Origin of the sequence: Collinsella sp. TF10-11AT, from assembly GCF_003437565.1 — a bacterium.
In the GTDB taxonomy this organism is placed as follows: Bacteria; Actinomycetota; Coriobacteriia; order Coriobacteriales; family Coriobacteriaceae; genus Collinsella.
Genome location: NZ_QSQW01000001.1, coordinates 228,544 through 245,332, shown reverse-complemented (window position 1 = coordinate 245,332; position 16,789 = coordinate 228,544). Strand labels below are relative to the sequence as shown.

Here is a 16,789-nt window from a genome sequence, read left to right as displayed (position 1 = left end):
AATGCATGGCGTTCTGCGTGAAGAGGTTGCCCAAGCGACTGTGGAATACGCCATCGTCACGGTGGCGCTGTTATCGATCGTGCTGGCGATTGCGGGGCTTTGGCGTGCTGGCACCGATGGGCGCTTGGCGGCGCTGGTCGAGCGGGCGGCGTCTCACGGCGTCACCTCGACATCGGTTGTCGACGCTGCTGCGGGTGCTGAGGACATCGCGCTGTATTGATATCGCGCGCGAGGACCGGGCGCAGTCTACGGTCGAGGCCGCTTTTTTGCTGCCGACGTTTCTGACGCTCATCCTTCTCGCACTGCAACCGGCGTGTCTGCTCTATACGCGCGCGGTCATGGAGTCTGCCGCCGCCGAGACCGCGCGGCTCATGACCACGACGACGGCGGAGGACGACGATCTTAAGGAGTTCACCCGCCGCCGACTTGCCGCAGTGCCCAACGTTTCGATCTTTCATGCCGGCGGGCCGTTGTCGTGGGATATCGAGCTTGGCCGGGTCGGTGCGGGTGGCGCCTCGTCCGTGTCCGTTTCCGGCGAGGTCAAGCCGTTGCCTGTGATCGGTGCGTTTGCGCAGGCTATGGGTGGTACCGCCGAGGGCGGCTACGTTGAGCTCAAGGTCGATGTCTCGTATCAATCGCGTCCCGAATGGCTGGAGGGAGATTATGATTCGTGGATTGCTGCATGGGATTAAGCGTTTCTGGTCTAGACGCGTTTTGACGCACCGTCCGAGCTGCCATCGCAAGCGAGGCGGCTTTATGGGTCGAGCCGGTGTCGATCTGTTTATCGAAGACGGCGCCTATACCACGCTTTCTTCTGCCGTGGTCATCCTAGTGGTGCTCACATTGTTGTTTTCGTCGACCGCGGCGATATGGAGCATGTCGCGTGCCGGGGACACCCAGGTGGCGGCCGATAGCGGCGCGCTGGCGGGTGCCAACGTAGTGTCGTCCTATCACACGGCTGCCACGGTGGTTGATGCGAGTATCTTGAGTCTGGGGCTGGCGGGGTTTGCCACGATCGGGACGGGCCTGGTCGCCATCCTCATCCCGGGTGCCGAGCCGGTTGCCGGCAATATGGTCGACACCGGGATCGAGATCATTAAAACGCGCAACAAGTTTGCCAAAAGCGCATCGGAAGGCTTACAGAAAATCGAGACGGCTCTGCCGTATCTGATCGCCGCGCGTGCCACGCAGGCGGTGTCGGCGCAGGATACCGATAGTGTGACCTATACCGGTACGGCGCTTGCCGTGCCCAGGACATCCGAGTCGGACTTTGCTGCGCTCAAAGGGTCAGAGATCTCGACCGATACCATTAAAGACACATCAGATGATTTAGAGCGTGCGGCCGAGGAGCTGCGGAAGGCCTCGGAGGAGACGGCGAAGGCAAAGGAGCGCGCTTGGCTGGCGGATTGTGGTGGGTCTGACAAGGGCTCGGTCGGCAGCTGTTCTTGTATGTGGGAGCGCGCAAAAAGCCTAACGGATCTTTCCGGTGTTCAAAATCCGCATTACTCATCGAGCGTTACGTGGGAGCCTCAAGTTGCCCTTGATCGCGCGAAGGACTACTACCATTGGCGTCTGACAAATGAGAAGCCCCAGGGCTCGAGTGTCGAGATGAAGGCAGAGTCTGCGGCGCGTAAGGCGTTTTATACCTATGCGAACGCGGAGGTCGATCGGGCATATATAACCGAGAACGGAGACAGGGTTTCCTCCTATATTCCGCTGTTGCCGCGCAACTCTGATGAGGTTCGGGCGACGGAACTCTATACCGATGCGGTGTGGCCGACTAGCGTGAACGATGACAAGGCGTATCTGCATTACGGGACGACCTGCCCTAACTATAAGAAAGGGACGCCGAGCGGATTTGCTTCGGTTGCCGATTACGATGGACAGGATAAATGCAGCAAATGCCATTTTGGCGTTTTGTCGCTTGGTGCTGTTGCGGCGCCTTCAACCTCTATCGAAAACGGCTTCGAGTATCACTTTGACAAGTTTAAAGACGCCCTGGAGGACTACGTCGACTGTCGCAACAAGGAGCTCGAGCTCGAGCGTCAGACCGAGGACGAAGCCGACCGTGCGGGCAATGCGTTCGATACCGCCATCAAAGAACTTTCCGGTGAGCGCCCGCGTATCGCTCCGCCCGGTCGCAACGGCGTGGTTGCCTTTGCGGTTTCGGGTGCCATCTCGAGCTCCGATGAACTCAACTCTTCGTTTAACACGGCAGTCAGACTTGGCGATCGCGGTGCCATCTCTGCCGCGGTGCTGGCGCCCGATGGGGCGACGGCGCAAAACAACGTGCTTTCGCGATTTTTCTCGACATTGAAGGAACGCTCGGGCGGCGTTGCCGGCGTGCTCGACGGCGTCATGGATGTCTGGGGACGGCTGCTTGTGGGATACGGAGACATCCAAGGTTCGGCCGACGAACTTATGGACGAGATGATTAAAGGCCTAGGAGGGGGCAGCGGCGCGTTGGGCTCCATTGCATCGTGGCTCGGCGATACCGTTTCGGCATCCGTGGCGGCGCTGGGTTTGGAACCGTGCGACTTGCGCCTGCGAAAGCCGGTGCTGACCGATTCCGCCAACGTCATTAAGAGTCCGGGGTCTGACATTGCTGGTCTCTCTCAAGCGCAAGACAAGCTGCGAGGTATTCCGTTGGGCGTGACCGATCCCAAGGCGCTTTGCGAGGCGTTGGAATATCAAGTCGAACGCACCATTAGCGGTACGGTGTTCACGCTTGCGGAGATTCCCCTGCCCGGCGGCGGCTCCATCCCACTCACCGTCGATGTCGCCACGCTGGTTGGCGCTCTGGGCGGTGGGTCGTAATGAGTATTCGCATGCGTCTGCGCGAGGAGCGCGCCCAGGCGACGGTGGAGATGGCAGCGGTTACGCCCGTTTTGCTGGTGCTGGCACTCATCGTGTACAACGTCATGATCTTTGCCAGCGCTGTCGCGCGCTTCGACCGCGTGGTGCCCGACATCGTGTTGGCGCACGCCGTGGCGTCGAAGGGGGAGGGCGACGAAAGCTCTGCCGATGCCTCGGCGACGGTTCAGACTCAAATTCTGAATGCCATGGAAGGCTATGACTTGCAGATCGAAGTGTCGAGCGAGCAAGGCGCGGAGGCATCGGATGGTGGCCTGCTCTCCCTATCCGGTACGTTTAGGACCTACACCTGCACCATGCACTATGAGCCGTGGCCGACTTCTCTCAGCATCGCTGGCGTTCCGCTGGGGGCGCCGACAACGTTGTCGCACGAGCGCGCGGTGACGGTCGATCCATGGCGTCCGGGGGTGGTCATGTGACCGCGGTCTCGTCCTACATCGCCTACGCGCGGGCACTCAATAGGCTGGGCTGGACGCCGGCCGAGTTTGCGGTGGCGGAGTCGTTTGCCGTGCGCCTGCGCGGCATGCTGGGACGGTGTCCGGTTGCCGCCAACGGTCTGCCGCTCGTCATGGCATTTCCACGCTGCTCTTCGGTCCATACGTGTTTTATGGCCTATCCCATCGATATCGCCTTTATCGATGCACGTGGCTATGTCCTCGTATGCTACGAAAACGTACGTCCCTGGCGTATGTGCTCCTGCCCCGGCGCCTGGGCCGTACTAGAGCGTCCTTCAATCATTGTTTCGACCCCTGCTCTCCAACGCGTGCCGGCTTAAGAATTGGCGACAGCGGACTTTCGTCATACGAAATTGGGTAAGATGGAGGAGAAGATGCATGGATGTTGAGATCCATCCCAACGCTAAAAAGCACCTGACGGAAAAGCAGGTGCTTAGCGCTTGGCTTGCGGTTACTGAGTGCATTCGTCGCGAGCCGAAGGACGAGCCGCCGAGATGGCTTGCGATTGGATGGCTCCCAGACGGACGAAGCGTGGAGCTTGTCGCGGTCGAGCTTGTCCGTGGGGGCTTATCATTCATGCCTTGTCTCCAGTCCAGAAGAAATTTTGGCAGGAGATTGAACGGGCTCGGCAAAGGGGTCGATGATGGGCAAGACGTATACGGCCGCTAATGGTCAGGTTGTAACGGATGAAATGATTGACGCGTGGTGCGAGTCGTACGAGCGCGGAGAGTTTCCGGATGGCGAACACACCGTTGGTGGGATCGTGCATGGACGGCCCCCACTCTCGGGTGAGGGGACGGCAACGCTGTCGGTCAAGATTCCTCTGGGAATGAAGGAGGCCATTCGTCGACGGGCGGCTGCCGAGGGGATGACGCCAAGTGAGTTTGCCCGTGCGGCTCTGAGCGAAAAACTTCTTGCTGCCGGCTGATGCCTCTGACGTGCCGATTTAAAGAACCGAGGCTGTGCTTAAAAACTTTTTTGAAATTCTCGGTTGACCGGAACGCGTCCTTGGTTATACTAATCAAGCCTTGAAACAAGGCACACCTCAAATGGCTGGGTAGCTCAGTTGGTAGAGCAGAGGACTGAAAATCCTCGTGTCAGGGGTTCGATTCCCTTCCCCGCCACCTTGAATTGACTAGGACCTCTGCAAAGGGGTCCTTTTCTTTTATGTAGCCCTCGCACGGAATCGAACCCCGTGAGGGCGCGGAGCTGAGTAAACGCGTAAGCGTTTGCCAGCGCAGCTCGCAAGGCGCGTAAGCGCCGCAGCGGTCCGTCCGCGCAGCGCGCGGACGCGATTCCCTTCCCCGCCACCTTGAATTGACTAGGACCTCTGCAAAGGGGTCCTTTTCTTTTATGTAGGGTTCTGCGGAAACTGCGTCCCAGAATAAGGGCTCAGAACGGGACACACTTTCCGGTGCCTGCCTCCGGCGCGCGTACACACCTCGTCGCACCATTCCGAGCCCGCCCGCCCCAGACATTCCTCCCACTTTCGCGTCACTTTACAGACCGTTCGGTCGCCTGTCCGCACACGCGGGTATACTCAAAACGATACTTATCCTATGCAATACGATGCGGGTTCGACCTGCATGATCCGAAGGGGGCAGTGATGGAGAGGATACTCGGCGTTAATCTCTCTGGCTGGTTTATTCCCGAGCCTTGGGTGACCCCGTCGCTGTACGCGGCGACCGGTGCATCCAACGCGGCCGAGCTACAGGAGGCCATGGGTACCGCCGCCTATAACGAGCGCATGCGCCGCCATTACGAGACGTTTGTGAGCGAGGACGATTTTCGTCGCATGGCGCAGATCGGTCTCAATGCCGTGCGTCTGCCGGTGCCTTGGTATGCCTTTGGCTCACAGGAGTCCGATGCCTCCTACATATCGGTTGTCGATTACATCGACCGCGCGATTGAGTGGGCTGCCAAGTACGACATCCGCGTGCTGCTCGATCTGGCAACCGTGCCCGGTGGCCAGGGCGATTCCAACGATTCGCCCACCACGCCGGAGGCTGTTGCCGAGTGGCATTCGTCCACCAACGGCCGTCATGTCGCACTCGACGTGCTCGAGCGCTTGGCCGATCGCTATGGCGAGGCCGAGAGCCTGCTGGGCATTGAGCTGCTGGACACGCCGCAGATGAGCGTTCGCAAGAGCCTCTTCACCATGACGGATGGCATTCCCGCTCACTACCTGCGCAATTTCTATCGCGATGCCTACGAGCTCGTCCGTTCGTATATGCCCGAGGATAAGATCGTCGTCTTCTCGTCGTCGGGGCATCCCAGCGAGTGGAAGCATTTTATGCGCGGCGCCAAGTACAAGAACGTCTACATGGACCTTCACCTGTACCATTACCGCGACGAGTATGCGCTCGACATCACGAGCCCCCGCGGGCTGACGACGGCGATTTCGCGTAACAAGCGCGAGCTTAAAGAGGCGATTTCGACTGGGTTCCCCGTGCTGGTGGGCGAATGGTCGGGCGCGGCGATCTTTGCTAACTCGTCGGTTACGCCCGAGGGCCGCAATGCCTACGAGCGCGTGTTTATCGCCAACCAGCTGGCTTCGTTTGCGCCGGCTGCCGGTTGGTTCTTCCAAACGTGGAAGACCGAGAAGCGCATTGCAGCATGGGACGCCCGCGCGGCGCTCGGTACGCTCGAGCGCGGCATGATTGAATAGGTTGATATGACGCAAAACAGCGCCCATACGGGCAAACTCTATGTGGTCGGCACGCCCATCGGCAACCTGGGCGACCTGTCCCCGCGCGTTGGTGAGGCCTTTGCCGCTGCTGATGCCATCTGCTGCGAAGACACGCGTGTGACGTCAAAGCTGCTGATGCACCTGGGTATTTCCAAGCCGCTTGTCCGTTGCGACGAGAATGTGATCGCTAGCCGCGCTGCCGGCCTGGTCGACCGTCTGCTGGCGGGGGAGACCCTCGCCTTTGCCTCGGACGCCGGCATGCCGAGCGTGTCCGATCCCGGCCAGGCGCTGGTCGAGGCGGCGCGTGAGGCCGATGTGCCCGTCGAAGTTATTCCCGGACCCTCTGCTTGCGTCACGGCACTCGTTTCGTCCGGCATTCCCTGCGAGCATTTTTTCTTCGAGGGCTTTTTGGGCCGAAAGCACGGCGACCGTGTGCGCCGTTTGCAGCGCCTTGCCGTGGTGCCCGGCGCACTCATCTTCTACGAGTCTCCACATCGCATCGTGGCGACGCTCGAGGCCGTGGCGGAGGTCTTTCCCCAGCGTGAGCTTGCCGTCTGCCGCGAACTCACCAAGCTGCACGAGGAGGTCTTGCGCGGGCCCGCTGACCAGCTTGCCGAGGAGCTGCGTGCTCGCGGCGAGGTAAAGGGCGAGATTGCGCTGGTCATCGCGCCGCCGAGCGAGGACGAGGAGGCCGGCATCGCGCCGGTTGGCGCTGCGGTAGCGGATCCCGACGATGCCCTGCGCGAGGATATCCGCACCGCGCTCGAGGAGGGGGAGCCCGCCTCTGCGGTGGCCAAGCGCCTGTCTCAGAAGTATTCGCGCCGCAAGCGCGATGTCTATGCCATGGTGCTCGATATGCAATAGATGGAGGATATCCAGCCCTTGCGCTAGAATCATCCCCTGTATGCAACGTTTTTCTGGAGGACAAACCCCATGGATCAAAGCAAGCCTTCGTTCTTTATCACGACGCCCATCTACTACGTCAACGCCGATCCGCACCTGGGCACGGCTTATTCCACCATCATCGCCGACGTTCAGGCTCGCTATCGCCGCTCCGCCGGCTATAACGTCAAGTTCCTGACCGGCATGGACGAGCACGGCGAGAAGGTCGCCGAGGCCGCAGCCAAGCATGGCATGACGCCGCAAGAGTGGACCGACAGCCAGGCTCCGCACTTCAAGGAGCTTTGGAGCAAGCTCGAGATCTCCAACGACGACTTCATCCGCACCACCGAGCCGCGCCAGCATCATGCCGTGCAGTATCTGTGGGAGCGCATGAAGGAGTCCGGTTACCTGTATAAGGGCAGCTACGACGGTTGGTATTGCGTGCCTGACGAGACCTACTTCACCGATACGCAGGTCCAGAAGGGCGACGAGGAGTACGGCAGCGTCGGCCAGCATCTATGCCCCGACTGCCACCGTCCGCTTGAGCGCGTGCAGGAGGAGTCCTACTTCTTTAAGCTTTCCGCCTTCCAGGACAAGCTTCTCAAGCTCTATGACGAGCACCCCGACTTTGTCGAGCCTGCGTTCCGCATGAACGAGGTACGTAGCTTTGTCGAGGGCGGCCTTAACGACCTTTCCGTGAGCCGTACGAGCTTTGACTGGGGCATCCAGGTCCCGTTTGACGAGGGTCACGTGACCTACGTGTGGTTCGATGCGCTGCTCAACTATATGACTGCCGTCGGCTACGGTGTCGACACCGACGAGGCCCGTGCCGAGCTGGCCTATCGCTGGCCCGCGCAGTTCCATATTGTGGGTAAGGACATCATTCGCTTCCACTGCGTCATTTGGCCCGCCATGCTCATGGCCATCGGCGAGGCCCTGCCCGAGCACGTCTTTGCCCACGGCTTCCTGACCGTGCGCAATGCCGAGACCGGCAAGGCCGAGAAGATGTCCAAGAGCCGCGGCAACGCCATCGCTCCGCAGGATGTTATCGACATGCTGGGCGTCGAGGGCTACCGCTATTACTTTATGACCGACGTGGTCCCCGGCACCGACGGCGCCATCAGTTTCGATCGCATGGAGCAGGTCTACAACGCCGATCTGGCCAACAGCTGGGGCAACCTCATTTCGCGCTCGCTCAACATGAGCGCAAAGTACTTTGACGGCTGCGCCCCGGCTAAACCGGCGTCTGCCGACACGTTCGATAACCCGCTGGCAAAGATTGCCGATGGCCTGGTCGACCGCTACATGGCCAAGATGGACGTGCTCGATTACGGCGGAGCCAAGGATGAGGTCATGGAGCTCATTCACGCCGCCAACCACTACATCGAGGACTCCGAGCCCTGGGCGCTTGCCAAGGACGAGGCCAAGGCTGACGAGCTGGCATTTGTGATCTACAACCTGCTCGAGGCCATCCGCATCGCCGCCCACCTGCTGATGCCGCTCATGCCCCAGACTTCTGCCGAGGCTCTGCGCCGCCTGTCCTGTGAGGGCGAGGCCGCGAGCGACGACCTCAAGGGCATTTGCACTTGGGGCCTGCTTGCTGGTGGTCAGCCCGTCGAGAAGGGCGATCCGCTGTTCCCGCGTCTGGCGTAGAGACCGCGCGAGCGCCATATCGGCAATTTGCTGTTTAGCTGTAAGGGCATGGCCGCAACGGTCCATGCCCTTTCGTTTCAAGACGCCGCCATCATGCTAAGGAGGCAACTATGACAACTTCGCCTTTGGCAAACCCCACGGCAACAAGGGAGCTGCTGGAGGAGTTTGGCCTTGCGACCAAGCATCGCCTGGGCCAGAACTTTCTAATCGACAATCATGTGATCGAGCGTATCTGCGAGCTTGCCGAGCTTGCAGGTGACGAGCGCGTACTCGAGGTGGGTCCGGGTTGCGGTACGTTGACACTTGCGTTGCTGCAGGAAGCGGCGTGCGTTACGTCCATTGAGGCCGATCCCGAGCTTGAGCCGGTGCTCGACGCCCACGCCGCCGACTATGCCAACTTCCGCTTTATCATGGGCGACGCGCTTAAGGTGGGCCCGGAGCAGATTGAGCAGGCTGCGGGCGGTGAGCCGACGGTATTTGTCGCGAACTTGCCCTATAACGTGGCGGCGACGATCATTTTGCAATTTTTCCAGACGATGCCGGCGCTCAAGCGCGCCGTCGTCATGGTGCAAAAGGAGGTTGCCGATCGCATTGCCGCAGTGCCGGGCAACAAGACCTATGGCGGCTATACGGCAAAGCTTGGCCTGTATGCGCAGGTAACGGGTCGCTTTGAGGTGCCGCCGCGTTGCTTTATGCCGGCGCCACACGTGGACTCGGCCGTCGTGCGTATCGACCGTGTTGACGGTGTGGTGCCCGAAGGACTCGATCGCGAATTTGTGGCCCGCGTGATTGATGCTGCATTTGCTCAGCGTCGCAAGACCATCCGCAATTCCATGAGCGCCAACGGCTTTGCCAAGGACGTGCTCGATGCCGCCTTTGAGGCTTGCGGTATCGCACCCACCACGCGCGCCGAGACGCTCGATGTTGCCGACTTTGTCCGTCTGGCCCGGGAGCTTTCCCATGACGCTTAATGCCGAACGCGTGACGTTTACCAAAAAAAAGAAGACGGTTGCTTGTCCCGTGCCCTTGGCACCGCTTGCCGACACACATGCGCATCTGCTTTCGTTCTGGGGCAAGGATGTGCCCGAGACACTCGTGCGTGCCAAGGCGGCAGGCATCGACCTGTTGGTGACGGTCTTCGATCCCATTGCCGATAAGCGCAGCGTGACGGACTATAGCGACTGGCTGACGCGCGAGATTCTGCCGATGCAGGATATCCCGCAGATCAAGTATCTTGCCGGCGTGCATCCGTATGGCGCGCCGGACTATACCGACGACATTCACGCACAGGTTGTTGCTGCGCTTGATGACCCTTTGTGCGCCGGTATTGGCGAAATCGGTCTGGACTACCACATGGATTACGACGACGACATCACGCCGGCGCCCCACAGCGTGCAGATTGATTGCATGGCACGTCAGCTCGAAGTCGCCATGCGCTGCAATGTGCCGGTGGAGTTGCACCTGCGGCACGAGGACTCGGATGGGGAGCGCACCTCGCATATGGATGCGTACAACGTGCTTCGTGAGGTGGGCGTGCCCCAGGTCGGTTGCGTGCTGCACTGCTTTGGCGAGGACCGCGCCACGATGGAGCGCTTTGTGGAGCTGGGCTGCTATATCGCCTATGGTGGTGCGGCCACCTTTAAGCGCAACGACGACGTGCGCGAGGCATTTGCGGCAACCCCACTCGATCGAATTTTGTTCGAGACGGATTGCCCGTATATGGCTCCAGAGCCCATCCGCGGTCTTGAATGCGAGCCCGCAATGATCTCCATTACGGCAAACGCGCTGGTTAACGACCGTGTCGATCGCACTGGTGAGGACGCCGAAACAATCGCGCATGCCGCTTGGGAAAATGCCTGCAAACTTTTTCAAAAATAGTTCTTGCGTTCGCGGTGGCGCTCCGTTATTCTAATTCCTGCACGCGGGCGTGGCGGAATTGGCAGACGCGTACGGTTCAGGTCCGTATGGGGGCAACCCCATGAAGGTTCAAGTCCTTTCGCCCGCACCATTGATTGAAAGAGCTCCCAGCAATGGGAGCTTTTTTGTTATGGGCCCATCGCAGGGACTTGAACCTGTGGCTTATAGGACAAAATGTGTGTCCACGTTGGGGGCATCGGCGCAGGTCGATGCCCCTTTTTCAGCCGTTTAAATTCCGTGCCCGCTTTTAACCGCTCGGACAGAATGTGTGTCCGGTTGCCTATCGTTACCGCAGGTAGATAACCTTTTCCGGAACCGTTAAATACCCTTTCGGAAGAGGTGCCCATGAAGGCCGTTTATTGCCCCTACTGCGGCGGTCGGACCAAGCGCAACGGCAGGACCTCATCGGGGTCCCAGCGGTGGAGGTGCACGGCCTGCGGCGCGTCGACGACGGTGAGGTACGACGACACGGCGACGAGGCTGGACGAGTTCCTCGGGTGGCTCCTCTCCAAGGACTCCTAGGCGGCGATGCCGGGCGGCGGGCGGTCCTTCAGGCGCAGGACGGCCGAGTTCTGGGAGGTCTGGCCCATGCCCGTCCCCGACGGCGAGCTGCACCGCGTGCTCTACGTCGACGGGATCTGGGTCGCGCGCGACCTCGTGGTGCTCATATGCTGCAGCGGCGAGAGGGTGGTCTCCTGGTACATGGCAAGGTCGGAGAACTCGAGGGCGTGGTCGGCCCTCATGGCGCCGATCCCGGCGCCCGAGGTGGTCGTCACCGACGGCGGGAGCGGGTTCGCCAAGGCCGTGCGCGAGACCTGGCCGCGCACCAGGGTCCAGAGATGCACCTTCCACGCCTTCTCGCAGGTCAAGCGCTACACGACGACGCGGCCGAAGCTCCAGGCGGGGCGCGAGCTCTACCTCATCGCGCGCGACCTCATGGGAATCGAGACGCTGCACCAGGCCGAGCTCTGGGTCGAGCGCTACCTCGACTGGTGCGGGTTCTGGGCCGACTTCCTGGAGGACAGGACCGTGGTGGACGGCAGGAGGGTCTACACCCACGAGAGGCTGAGGCGGGCGCGCTCGTCGCTGTCGTCGCTGGTGTCGGCGGGGACGCTGTTCACCTACCTCGACCCCGCCCTTGCCAAGGCCGGCCCGCTGCCGTCGACCAACAACATGATCGAGGGAGGGGTGAACTCGCAGATGAGGGCCGTCCTGCGCAACCACCGGGGGCTGACGTCGGTCAAGCGCGTGAAGGCGGTGTTCTGGTGGTGCCACGCGCACTCGGGGGGCGCGAGGACGGCGCGCGAGAAGCTCGCCACGATGCCGACCGACGCGGACATCGACTTCCTGTTCAGCGTCTACTCCGCCTCGCCGTCACGCGAGGACGGAGGGCCGGAATGGGGCGACAGGGCCGTGTGGGAGGACCTCCACCACAGGGACCCGTACCCGTTCTGGCTGGATTAATGGATGGAAACGGATGTTCTATCGGGACACACATTTTGTCCTATAAGCCGAACCTGTGAAGGAGCGAGCGTCAAGAAAACGCGGAGCGTTTTTAGCGAGCTGGCGAGTCCGCCGGCAGGCGGGCGAAGCCGGTGCGGATCCGCGAAGCGGATACGCGGACGTCCTTTCGCTCGCACCATGGATTGAAAGAGCTCCCAGCAATGGGAGCTTTTTTGTTATGCACGATCTCCTTGGACGGGTATCCTAATGGCAACGTGTGCCTATCAGAGGAGAGACCATGCTGTTTTCCGGTATCATCGCTGCCCTTACGAGCCTTTTGATTCCCATCATCATCCTGCTGCTGTTGTTTCCCAACGCCTGCTACGTCGTTGAGCAGCAGCACGCTGTGATCATCGAGCGCTTGGGTAAGTTCAATCGTATCGTCAACGCGGGCTTCCACGTGAAGGTGCCCGTGATCGACCGCAAGGCCGCCACGGTGAGCCTGCGCACCATGAAAAACGGTTTTGGCATCGACGTTAAGACCCAGGACAACGTGACCATCGGCCTTGAGGTCTCCGCTCAGTACCACGTGAGCTACGACATGGGCGCCGGCCCGGCAGATTCGGGCATCTACAAGAGCTACTACATGCTGCAGGAGCCCGTCGACCAGATGCGTGACTTCATCACCGACGCCCTGCGCTCTTCGATTCCTGTCTACACACTCGATGAGGTCTTTGCCAAGAAGGATGACATCGCCAAGGATGTCAACGCTACCGTTTCCGAGCAGATGGCCGCCTACGGCTTCACCCTCGTGTCGACGCTCATCACCAAAATCGCACTGCCGACCGAGGTTGAGAACTCCATGAACGACATCAACGCCGCCCAGCGCAAGCGCGCTGCGGCACAGGAGCTCGCCGAGGCAGACCGCATCAAGCGCGTCACCGAGGCGACCGCCGAGGCCGAGGCAATGGAAAAGGCGGGCGAGGGCATCGCCAACCAGCGCAAGGCCATCGCACTGGGTATCAAAGATTCGCTCGAGATCATCCAGGAGACGGGTGTCGGCAATGACGAGGCCAACCAACTGTTCATGTTTACGCAGTGGTCTGAGATGATGACGGAGTTCGCTCGCACGGGTAAAACCTCGACGGTCGTGCTGCCGAGCGACTTTTCGCAGTCGGCCTCGATGTTCGAGCAGATGCTGGCCGCCGGCAAAGTTCAAAACGATTCGAAGGAGTAGGCGCGCGTGAAATACACCGTCGTTTGCGTCGGTAAGCTCAAGGAGCGCTTTTGGAAGGACGCGTGCGCTGAGTACACCAAGCGCCTAGGTGCCTATGCCAAGGTGGATATCCGCGAGGTGGCCGATATCGACCCGGCTAAGGCGGGCGGCGTGGATGTCGCGCGCGACAAGGAGGGGGCGGCGATTCTTACAGCCCTGCCGCCTCGAGCACATGTGATCTTGCTGGCCATTGAGGGCAAAGAGCGCTCGAGCGAGGAACTTTCGGCGCGGCTCGATGATCTTATGCTACGTGGTAACAGCGACATCGCCTTTGTAATTGGCGGATCGGACGGCGTGAGCGATGACGTGCGCGCACGAGCCGACGAGATGCTCAGCTTTGGACGTATTACCTTGCCGCATAACTTGGCGCGCGTGGTGCTGCTGGAGCAGATCTACCGCGCCTGCAAGATCAGCCGCGGCGAGCCGTATCACAAATAGGTCAGCAATACGAAACAATGGCGTGGGACAATAGCTTTCGTTTTGAGGAATGTGTCTGAAAGGACTATGTGATATGAAGATTGGATTTGTCGGTTTTGGCAATATGGCGAGCGCTATGGCCGATGGCTGGATCGCTGCCGGTGTAGCTGCGAGCGACATGTGCGCCTGTGCGGGTCGCTACGACGCACTGGTTGAGCGCTGTGAGGCGCGCGGGATGGCCGCTTGCCACGATGCCGCCGAGGTTGTCGCCGCATCCGATATCGTGGTCGCTGCGGTCAAGCCGTACATGATCGAGAAGGTATTCGCCCCGCTCAAGGATGCTCTTGCCAAAAAGGTCGTTCTGTCGGTTGCCTGGACCTGGGACAGTGCCAAGTGGGAGCAGGTCCTGCCGGGCGTCGCGCATATCTCGACGGTGCCCAACACGCCGGTTTCGGTGGGCGAGGGCGTCATCGCTTGCGAGAAGGCTTCCACGCTTAGTGATGAGCAGAGCGCAGTGGTGCTTGATTTGCTTGGCAAGCTCGGTGCGGTGGTCGAGCTCGATACGAGCCTGCTGTTCGTGGGCGGCACGGTGGGTGGTTGCGCTCCGGCATTTGTCGCTATGGCAATCGAGGCCCTGGGCGATGCAGCGGTCAAGCACGGTATCCCGCGTGCTGATGCCTATCGCATTGTGAGCCAGATGGTGCTGGGTACGGCAAAGCTGCAGCTCGCAACCGGTCAGCATCCCGCAGCGATGAAGGATGCCGTGTGCTCGCCCGGCGGTGCCACCATCAAGGGCGTCGTTGCGCTCGAGGACGCCGGCATGCGCAGCGCCCTGGTCAAGGCAATCGACGCAACCCTCCAGTAAAACCGACCAAAAAAGGGACAGTTTATTTTGGCAGGTTTTTCCTGCGGTTTTGTCCTTTTAGCGAAAAGTGCCCCGCAACTGGCTCAATTCCAGTTGCGGGGCACTTGCGTTTGCCCAGATAAAACCGACCAAAATAAACCTGTCCCTTTTTGGCAGGTTAGTCCCAGAAGCTGTCTTCTTCGTCCTCGGACTTGGGGCCGCGGTCGACATACATCTTATGGGTGCGCTTCTCCATTACAAAGGCAATAATCGCAAACAGCAGGATGCCGCCGGCGAAAAGGATGGCAAAACCGGTGCGGGTGCCAAACAAAAAGGAAAAAACTGCGTCCATTGGGTGCCTTCTTGCGTAGTTGAGTTGGGTCGTAAACGCTCATAAGTATATACTTGCCCATACATGTACAAGGTTGCAACCTAAATGGAATGTATATCGCCGGAGGATCTAATGCTTGATATCAAGTTTGTTCGCGAGAACCCCGATGCCATCGATGTCGCCATGGCTAACCGCCAGACGTCTTGGGATCGCGAGAAGTTCTTTGAGCTCGACGACGAGCGTCGTGCCGTCATCACCGAGGTCGAGGAACTTCAAGCTACGCGCAACGCCGAGTCCAAGAAGATCGGCGCCCTGATGAAGGAGGGCAAGAAGGACGAGGCCGAGGCCGCCAAGGAGGCCGTGCGCGCCGTCAACGAGAAGATTGACGGTCTGGCCGAGCGCCGCACTGCTCTCGAGCAGGAGCAGTACGACTTCATGGCTCACCTGCCCAACATTCCTTGCGAGGCCACGCCGTACGGCAAGGACGAGGACGAGAACATCGAGCGCCGTCGTTGGGGCACCCCGCGCGAGTTCGACTTCGACTTTAAGCCGCACTGGGATCTGGGCACCGACCTCGACATCCTTGACTTCGAGCGCGGCAACAAGCTCTCCGGCAGCCGCTTCACCGTTCTCGGTGGCGCCGGCGCCCGTCTTGAGCGCGCCCTCATCAACTTCTTCCTCGATACGCACACCAGCCGTGGTTTTAAGGAGTGGTGGCCGCCCATCGTCGTCAAGCGTCAGACCATGTTCGGCACGGGCCAGCTGCCCAAGTTCGAGGACGACGCCTATCACGTCTCGGGCGACAACTTCCTGATCCCCACCGCCGAGGTCGTGCTCACCAACCTGCACGCCGGTGAGGTCCTCGACGCCGATACCCTGCCGCGCCGCTACACCGCCTTCACCCCCTGCTTCCGCGAGGAGGCCGGCTCCGCTGGTCGCGATACCCGCGGCATCATTCGCCAGCACGAGTTCGACAAGGTCGAGATGGTAAAGTTTGCCAAGCCGGAGGAGTCCGACGAGGAGCTCGAGAGCATGACCGCCGAGGCCGAGTACCTGCTGCAGCAGCTGGGCCTTCCGTATCGCGTGATTAGCCTGTGCACCGGCGACTTGGGCTTCTCTGCCCGTCAGACCTACGACGTCGAGGTCTGGCTGCCGAGCTACAACGCCTACAAGGAGATCAGCTCCTGCTCCAACTGCGGTGACTTCCAGGCCCGTCGCGCCAACATCAAGTATCGCGACCCCGAGAACTTCAAGGGTTCGCGCTATCTGCACACCCTCAACGGTTCCGGTCTGCCGGCTGGCCGTACCATGGCAGCCATTCTGGAGAACTACCAGAACGCTGACGGCACCATCACGATCCCCGAGGTTCTGCGTCCCTACATGGGCGGCCTCGAGAAGATCGAGCCGGTCGCGTAGATTGGCTGCATAAGCGATTTGCTAGGGCACTCCTTTTTGGGGTGCCCTTTTTGTGTACGGCCATACCATGCTGTGCGGACAGCTCAATAGAAAACACACGAACAACTGTTCTGTATACAGCCATCTACCTGCTATGCTTTTGCTAAATAAGAGCGAGAGAAAGGGGACGCGATGGAGCTGTTTGATGATCGGGTGGTTTTGTTTGAGAGCGACGAGGGCGGGGAGTACCTGCTTGTAACGTGTGAGCCGTCTGGCATGGGTGGCCTGGTGGTTCGACAGACGAGCGGGGGTCCGTTGACCCAATGGTGCTTTGAGGAGTCGCCTCATGTGGTTGAGACGTTTGTGGCGCACGAGGGGCTTGTGGCCCTGGAGCATTTCTATGGGGTCCGGACATCTAACCAGGTTGCTCGCATGTTGAGTATCTCGTTTGCCGATTATGATTGTGCCCAGCGGGTGAGATCGCTCCTGAGGGAACTTGATGCTAAGTTTGACGTGATCGAAAAGCCAATCGATCGTACGGGGAACGACGGTATATGCGGAGCAGCATGACAAGACTGCGTTCCACAAAAAAGTTTGAAATTGTGCTTGACTC

The 16,789-nt window shown here is 60.3% G+C and carries 18 protein-coding genes, 2 tRNA genes and 1 pseudogene; 20 read left to right on the top strand and 1 reads right to left on the bottom strand.

Annotation, left to right across the window (positions count from 1 at the left end; translation table 11 throughout):
* Position 1: 1 nt before the first annotated feature.
* The 18 genes and pseudogenes from DXC99_RS10325 to proC all read left to right on the top strand — a co-directional run bounded on the left by DXC99_RS10325 (position 2) and on the right by proC (position 14,471).
* A complete protein-coding gene (locus DXC99_RS10325) occupies positions 2–220 on the top strand; it encodes a hypothetical protein (RefSeq protein ID WP_055250538.1) in 219 nt (72 codons plus the stop codon).
* Positions 195–692, top strand: coding sequence for a TadE/TadG family type IV pilus assembly protein (locus DXC99_RS01100; RefSeq protein ID WP_233505636.1), 498 nt, complete (start codon positions 195–197; stop codon positions 690–692). The genes DXC99_RS10325 and DXC99_RS01100 overlap by 26 nt, the downstream gene beginning before the upstream one ends.
* Before the next feature lie 64 nt (positions 693–756).
* The gene (locus DXC99_RS01095; RefSeq protein ID WP_117628988.1) at positions 757–2,817 is read left to right on the top strand and encodes a hypothetical protein; all 2,061 of its coding nucleotides are present in this window, start codon (positions 757–759) and stop codon (positions 2,815–2,817) included.
* Positions 2,817–3,293 (top strand): TadE/TadG family type IV pilus assembly protein, encoded by a 477-nt coding sequence (locus DXC99_RS01090; protein ID WP_117628987.1) that lies wholly within the window; start codon positions 2,817–2,819, stop codon positions 3,291–3,293. Before DXC99_RS01095 ends, DXC99_RS01090 begins: the two co-directional genes overlap by 1 nt.
* Complete coding sequence (locus tag DXC99_RS01085; protein WP_226790440.1) at positions 3,290–3,649, top strand: DUF192 domain-containing protein; 360 nt, start codon at positions 3,290–3,292, stop codon at positions 3,647–3,649. The genes DXC99_RS01090 and DXC99_RS01085 overlap by 4 nt, the downstream gene beginning before the upstream one ends.
* 58 nt (positions 3,650–3,707) lie before the next feature.
* Positions 3,708–3,998, top strand: coding sequence for a hypothetical protein (locus DXC99_RS01080; protein ID WP_117583813.1), 291 nt, complete (start codon positions 3,708–3,710; stop codon positions 3,996–3,998).
* Complete coding sequence (locus DXC99_RS01075; protein WP_035137167.1) at positions 3,973–4,257, top strand: ribbon-helix-helix domain-containing protein; 285 nt, start codon at positions 3,973–3,975, stop codon at positions 4,255–4,257. Before DXC99_RS01080 ends, DXC99_RS01075 begins: the two co-directional genes overlap by 26 nt.
* A gap of 123 nt (positions 4,258–4,380) precedes the next feature.
* Positions 4,381–4,453: transfer RNA gene (locus DXC99_RS01070), tRNA-Phe, on the top strand.
* Between the two features lie 482 nt (positions 4,454–4,935).
* Complete coding sequence (locus DXC99_RS01065; protein ID WP_055309641.1) at positions 4,936–5,997, top strand: glycoside hydrolase family 5 protein; 1,062 nt, start codon at positions 4,936–4,938, stop codon at positions 5,995–5,997.
* A 6-nt stretch (positions 5,998–6,003) separates the two neighbouring features.
* On the top strand, positions 6,004–6,882 hold the full coding sequence (gene rsmI, locus DXC99_RS01060; protein WP_089572680.1) for a 16S rRNA (cytidine(1402)-2'-O)-methyltransferase: 879 nt from the start codon (positions 6,004–6,006) through the stop codon (positions 6,880–6,882).
* Between the two features lie 69 nt (positions 6,883–6,951).
* Positions 6,952–8,553, top strand: a complete 1,602-nt coding sequence (gene metG / locus DXC99_RS01055; RefSeq protein ID WP_117628986.1) for a methionine--tRNA ligase — start codon at positions 6,952–6,954, stop codon at positions 8,551–8,553.
* 110 nt (positions 8,554–8,663) lie between these two features.
* Positions 8,664–9,524, top strand: a complete 861-nt coding sequence (gene rsmA, locus DXC99_RS01050; RefSeq protein ID WP_117628985.1) for a 16S rRNA (adenine(1518)-N(6)/adenine(1519)-N(6))-dimethyltransferase RsmA — start codon at positions 8,664–8,666, stop codon at positions 9,522–9,524.
* Complete coding sequence (locus DXC99_RS01045) at positions 9,514–10,431, top strand: TatD family hydrolase (RefSeq protein WP_117628984.1); 918 nt, start codon at positions 9,514–9,516, stop codon at positions 10,429–10,431. Before rsmA ends, DXC99_RS01045 begins: the two co-directional genes overlap by 11 nt.
* Before the next feature lie 43 nt (positions 10,432–10,474).
* Positions 10,475–10,561: transfer RNA gene (locus DXC99_RS01040), tRNA-Leu, on the top strand.
* Between the two features lie 254 nt (positions 10,562–10,815).
* Positions 10,816–11,934, top strand: a pseudogene (locus tag DXC99_RS01035) (IS1249 family transposase).
* A gap of 277 nt (positions 11,935–12,211) precedes the next feature.
* Positions 12,212–13,150, top strand: coding sequence for an SPFH domain-containing protein (locus tag DXC99_RS01030; protein WP_117628983.1), 939 nt, complete (start codon positions 12,212–12,214; stop codon positions 13,148–13,150).
* A gap of 6 nt (positions 13,151–13,156) precedes the next feature.
* Positions 13,157–13,627 carry a 23S rRNA (pseudouridine(1915)-N(3))-methyltransferase RlmH gene (gene rlmH, locus DXC99_RS01025; protein WP_089572673.1) on the top strand — a complete coding sequence of 157 codons (471 nt, stop codon included), beginning with the start codon at positions 13,157–13,159 and terminating at the stop codon, positions 13,625–13,627.
* A 73-nt stretch (positions 13,628–13,700) separates the two neighbouring features.
* Positions 13,701–14,471, top strand: coding sequence for a pyrroline-5-carboxylate reductase (proC, locus tag DXC99_RS01020; RefSeq protein WP_117628982.1), 771 nt, complete (start codon positions 13,701–13,703; stop codon positions 14,469–14,471).
* Between the two features lie 157 nt (positions 14,472–14,628).
* On the opposite strand, the gene DXC99_RS10400 is transcribed toward proC, so the two are convergent.
* Positions 14,629–14,802, bottom strand: a complete 174-nt coding sequence (locus tag DXC99_RS10400; protein WP_168170424.1) for a DUF6724 family protein — start codon at positions 14,800–14,802, stop codon at positions 14,629–14,631.
* 111 nt (positions 14,803–14,913) lie between these two features.
* On the opposite strand from DXC99_RS10400, the gene serS reads away from it, so the two are divergent.
* Positions 14,914–16,197 (top strand): serine--tRNA ligase, encoded by a 1,284-nt coding sequence (gene serS / locus DXC99_RS01015; RefSeq protein WP_040359108.1) that lies wholly within the window; start codon positions 14,914–14,916, stop codon positions 16,195–16,197.
* Between the two features lie 171 nt (positions 16,198–16,368).
* Positions 16,369–16,746 (top strand): hypothetical protein, encoded by a 378-nt coding sequence (locus DXC99_RS01010; RefSeq protein ID WP_117628981.1) that lies wholly within the window; start codon positions 16,369–16,371, stop codon positions 16,744–16,746.
* Positions 16,747–16,789 lie beyond the last annotated feature (43 nt).

Bases quoted from the DNA above. Each gene is read 5' to 3' on its own strand.
- DXC99_RS10325 (WP_055250538.1), top strand. From the start codon at position 2: ATGCATGGCGTTCTGCGTGAAGAGGTTGCCCAAGCGACTGTGGAATAC.
- DXC99_RS01095 (WP_117628988.1), top strand. From the start codon at position 757: ATGGGTCGAGCCGGTGTCGATCTGTTTATCGAAGACGGCGCCTATACC.
- DXC99_RS01090 (WP_117628987.1), top strand. From the start codon at position 2,817: ATGAGTATTCGCATGCGTCTGCGCGAGGAGCGCGCCCAGGCGACGGTG.
- DXC99_RS01080 (WP_117583813.1), top strand. From the start codon at position 3,708: ATGGATGTTGAGATCCATCCCAACGCTAAAAAGCACCTGACGGAAAAG.
- DXC99_RS01075 (WP_035137167.1), top strand. From the start codon at position 3,973: ATGGGCAAGACGTATACGGCCGCTAATGGTCAGGTTGTAACGGATGAA.
- DXC99_RS01065 (WP_055309641.1), top strand. From the start codon at position 4,936: ATGGAGAGGATACTCGGCGTTAATCTCTCTGGCTGGTTTATTCCCGAG.
- rsmI (WP_089572680.1), top strand. From the start codon at position 6,004: ATGACGCAAAACAGCGCCCATACGGGCAAACTCTATGTGGTCGGCACG.
- metG (WP_117628986.1), top strand. From the start codon at position 6,952: ATGGATCAAAGCAAGCCTTCGTTCTTTATCACGACGCCCATCTACTAC.
- rsmA (WP_117628985.1), top strand. From the start codon at position 8,664: ATGACAACTTCGCCTTTGGCAAACCCCACGGCAACAAGGGAGCTGCTG.
- DXC99_RS01045 (WP_117628984.1), top strand. From the start codon at position 9,514: ATGACGCTTAATGCCGAACGCGTGACGTTTACCAAAAAAAAGAAGACG.
- DXC99_RS01030 (WP_117628983.1), top strand. From the start codon at position 12,212: ATGCTGTTTTCCGGTATCATCGCTGCCCTTACGAGCCTTTTGATTCCC.
- proC (WP_117628982.1), top strand. From the start codon at position 13,701: ATGAAGATTGGATTTGTCGGTTTTGGCAATATGGCGAGCGCTATGGCC.
- DXC99_RS10400 (WP_168170424.1), bottom strand. From the start codon at position 14,802: ATGGACGCAGTTTTTTCCTTTTTGTTTGGCACCCGCACCGGTTTTGCC.
- serS (WP_040359108.1), top strand. From the start codon at position 14,914: ATGCTTGATATCAAGTTTGTTCGCGAGAACCCCGATGCCATCGATGTC.
- DXC99_RS01010 (WP_117628981.1), top strand. From the start codon at position 16,369: ATGGAGCTGTTTGATGATCGGGTGGTTTTGTTTGAGAGCGACGAGGGC.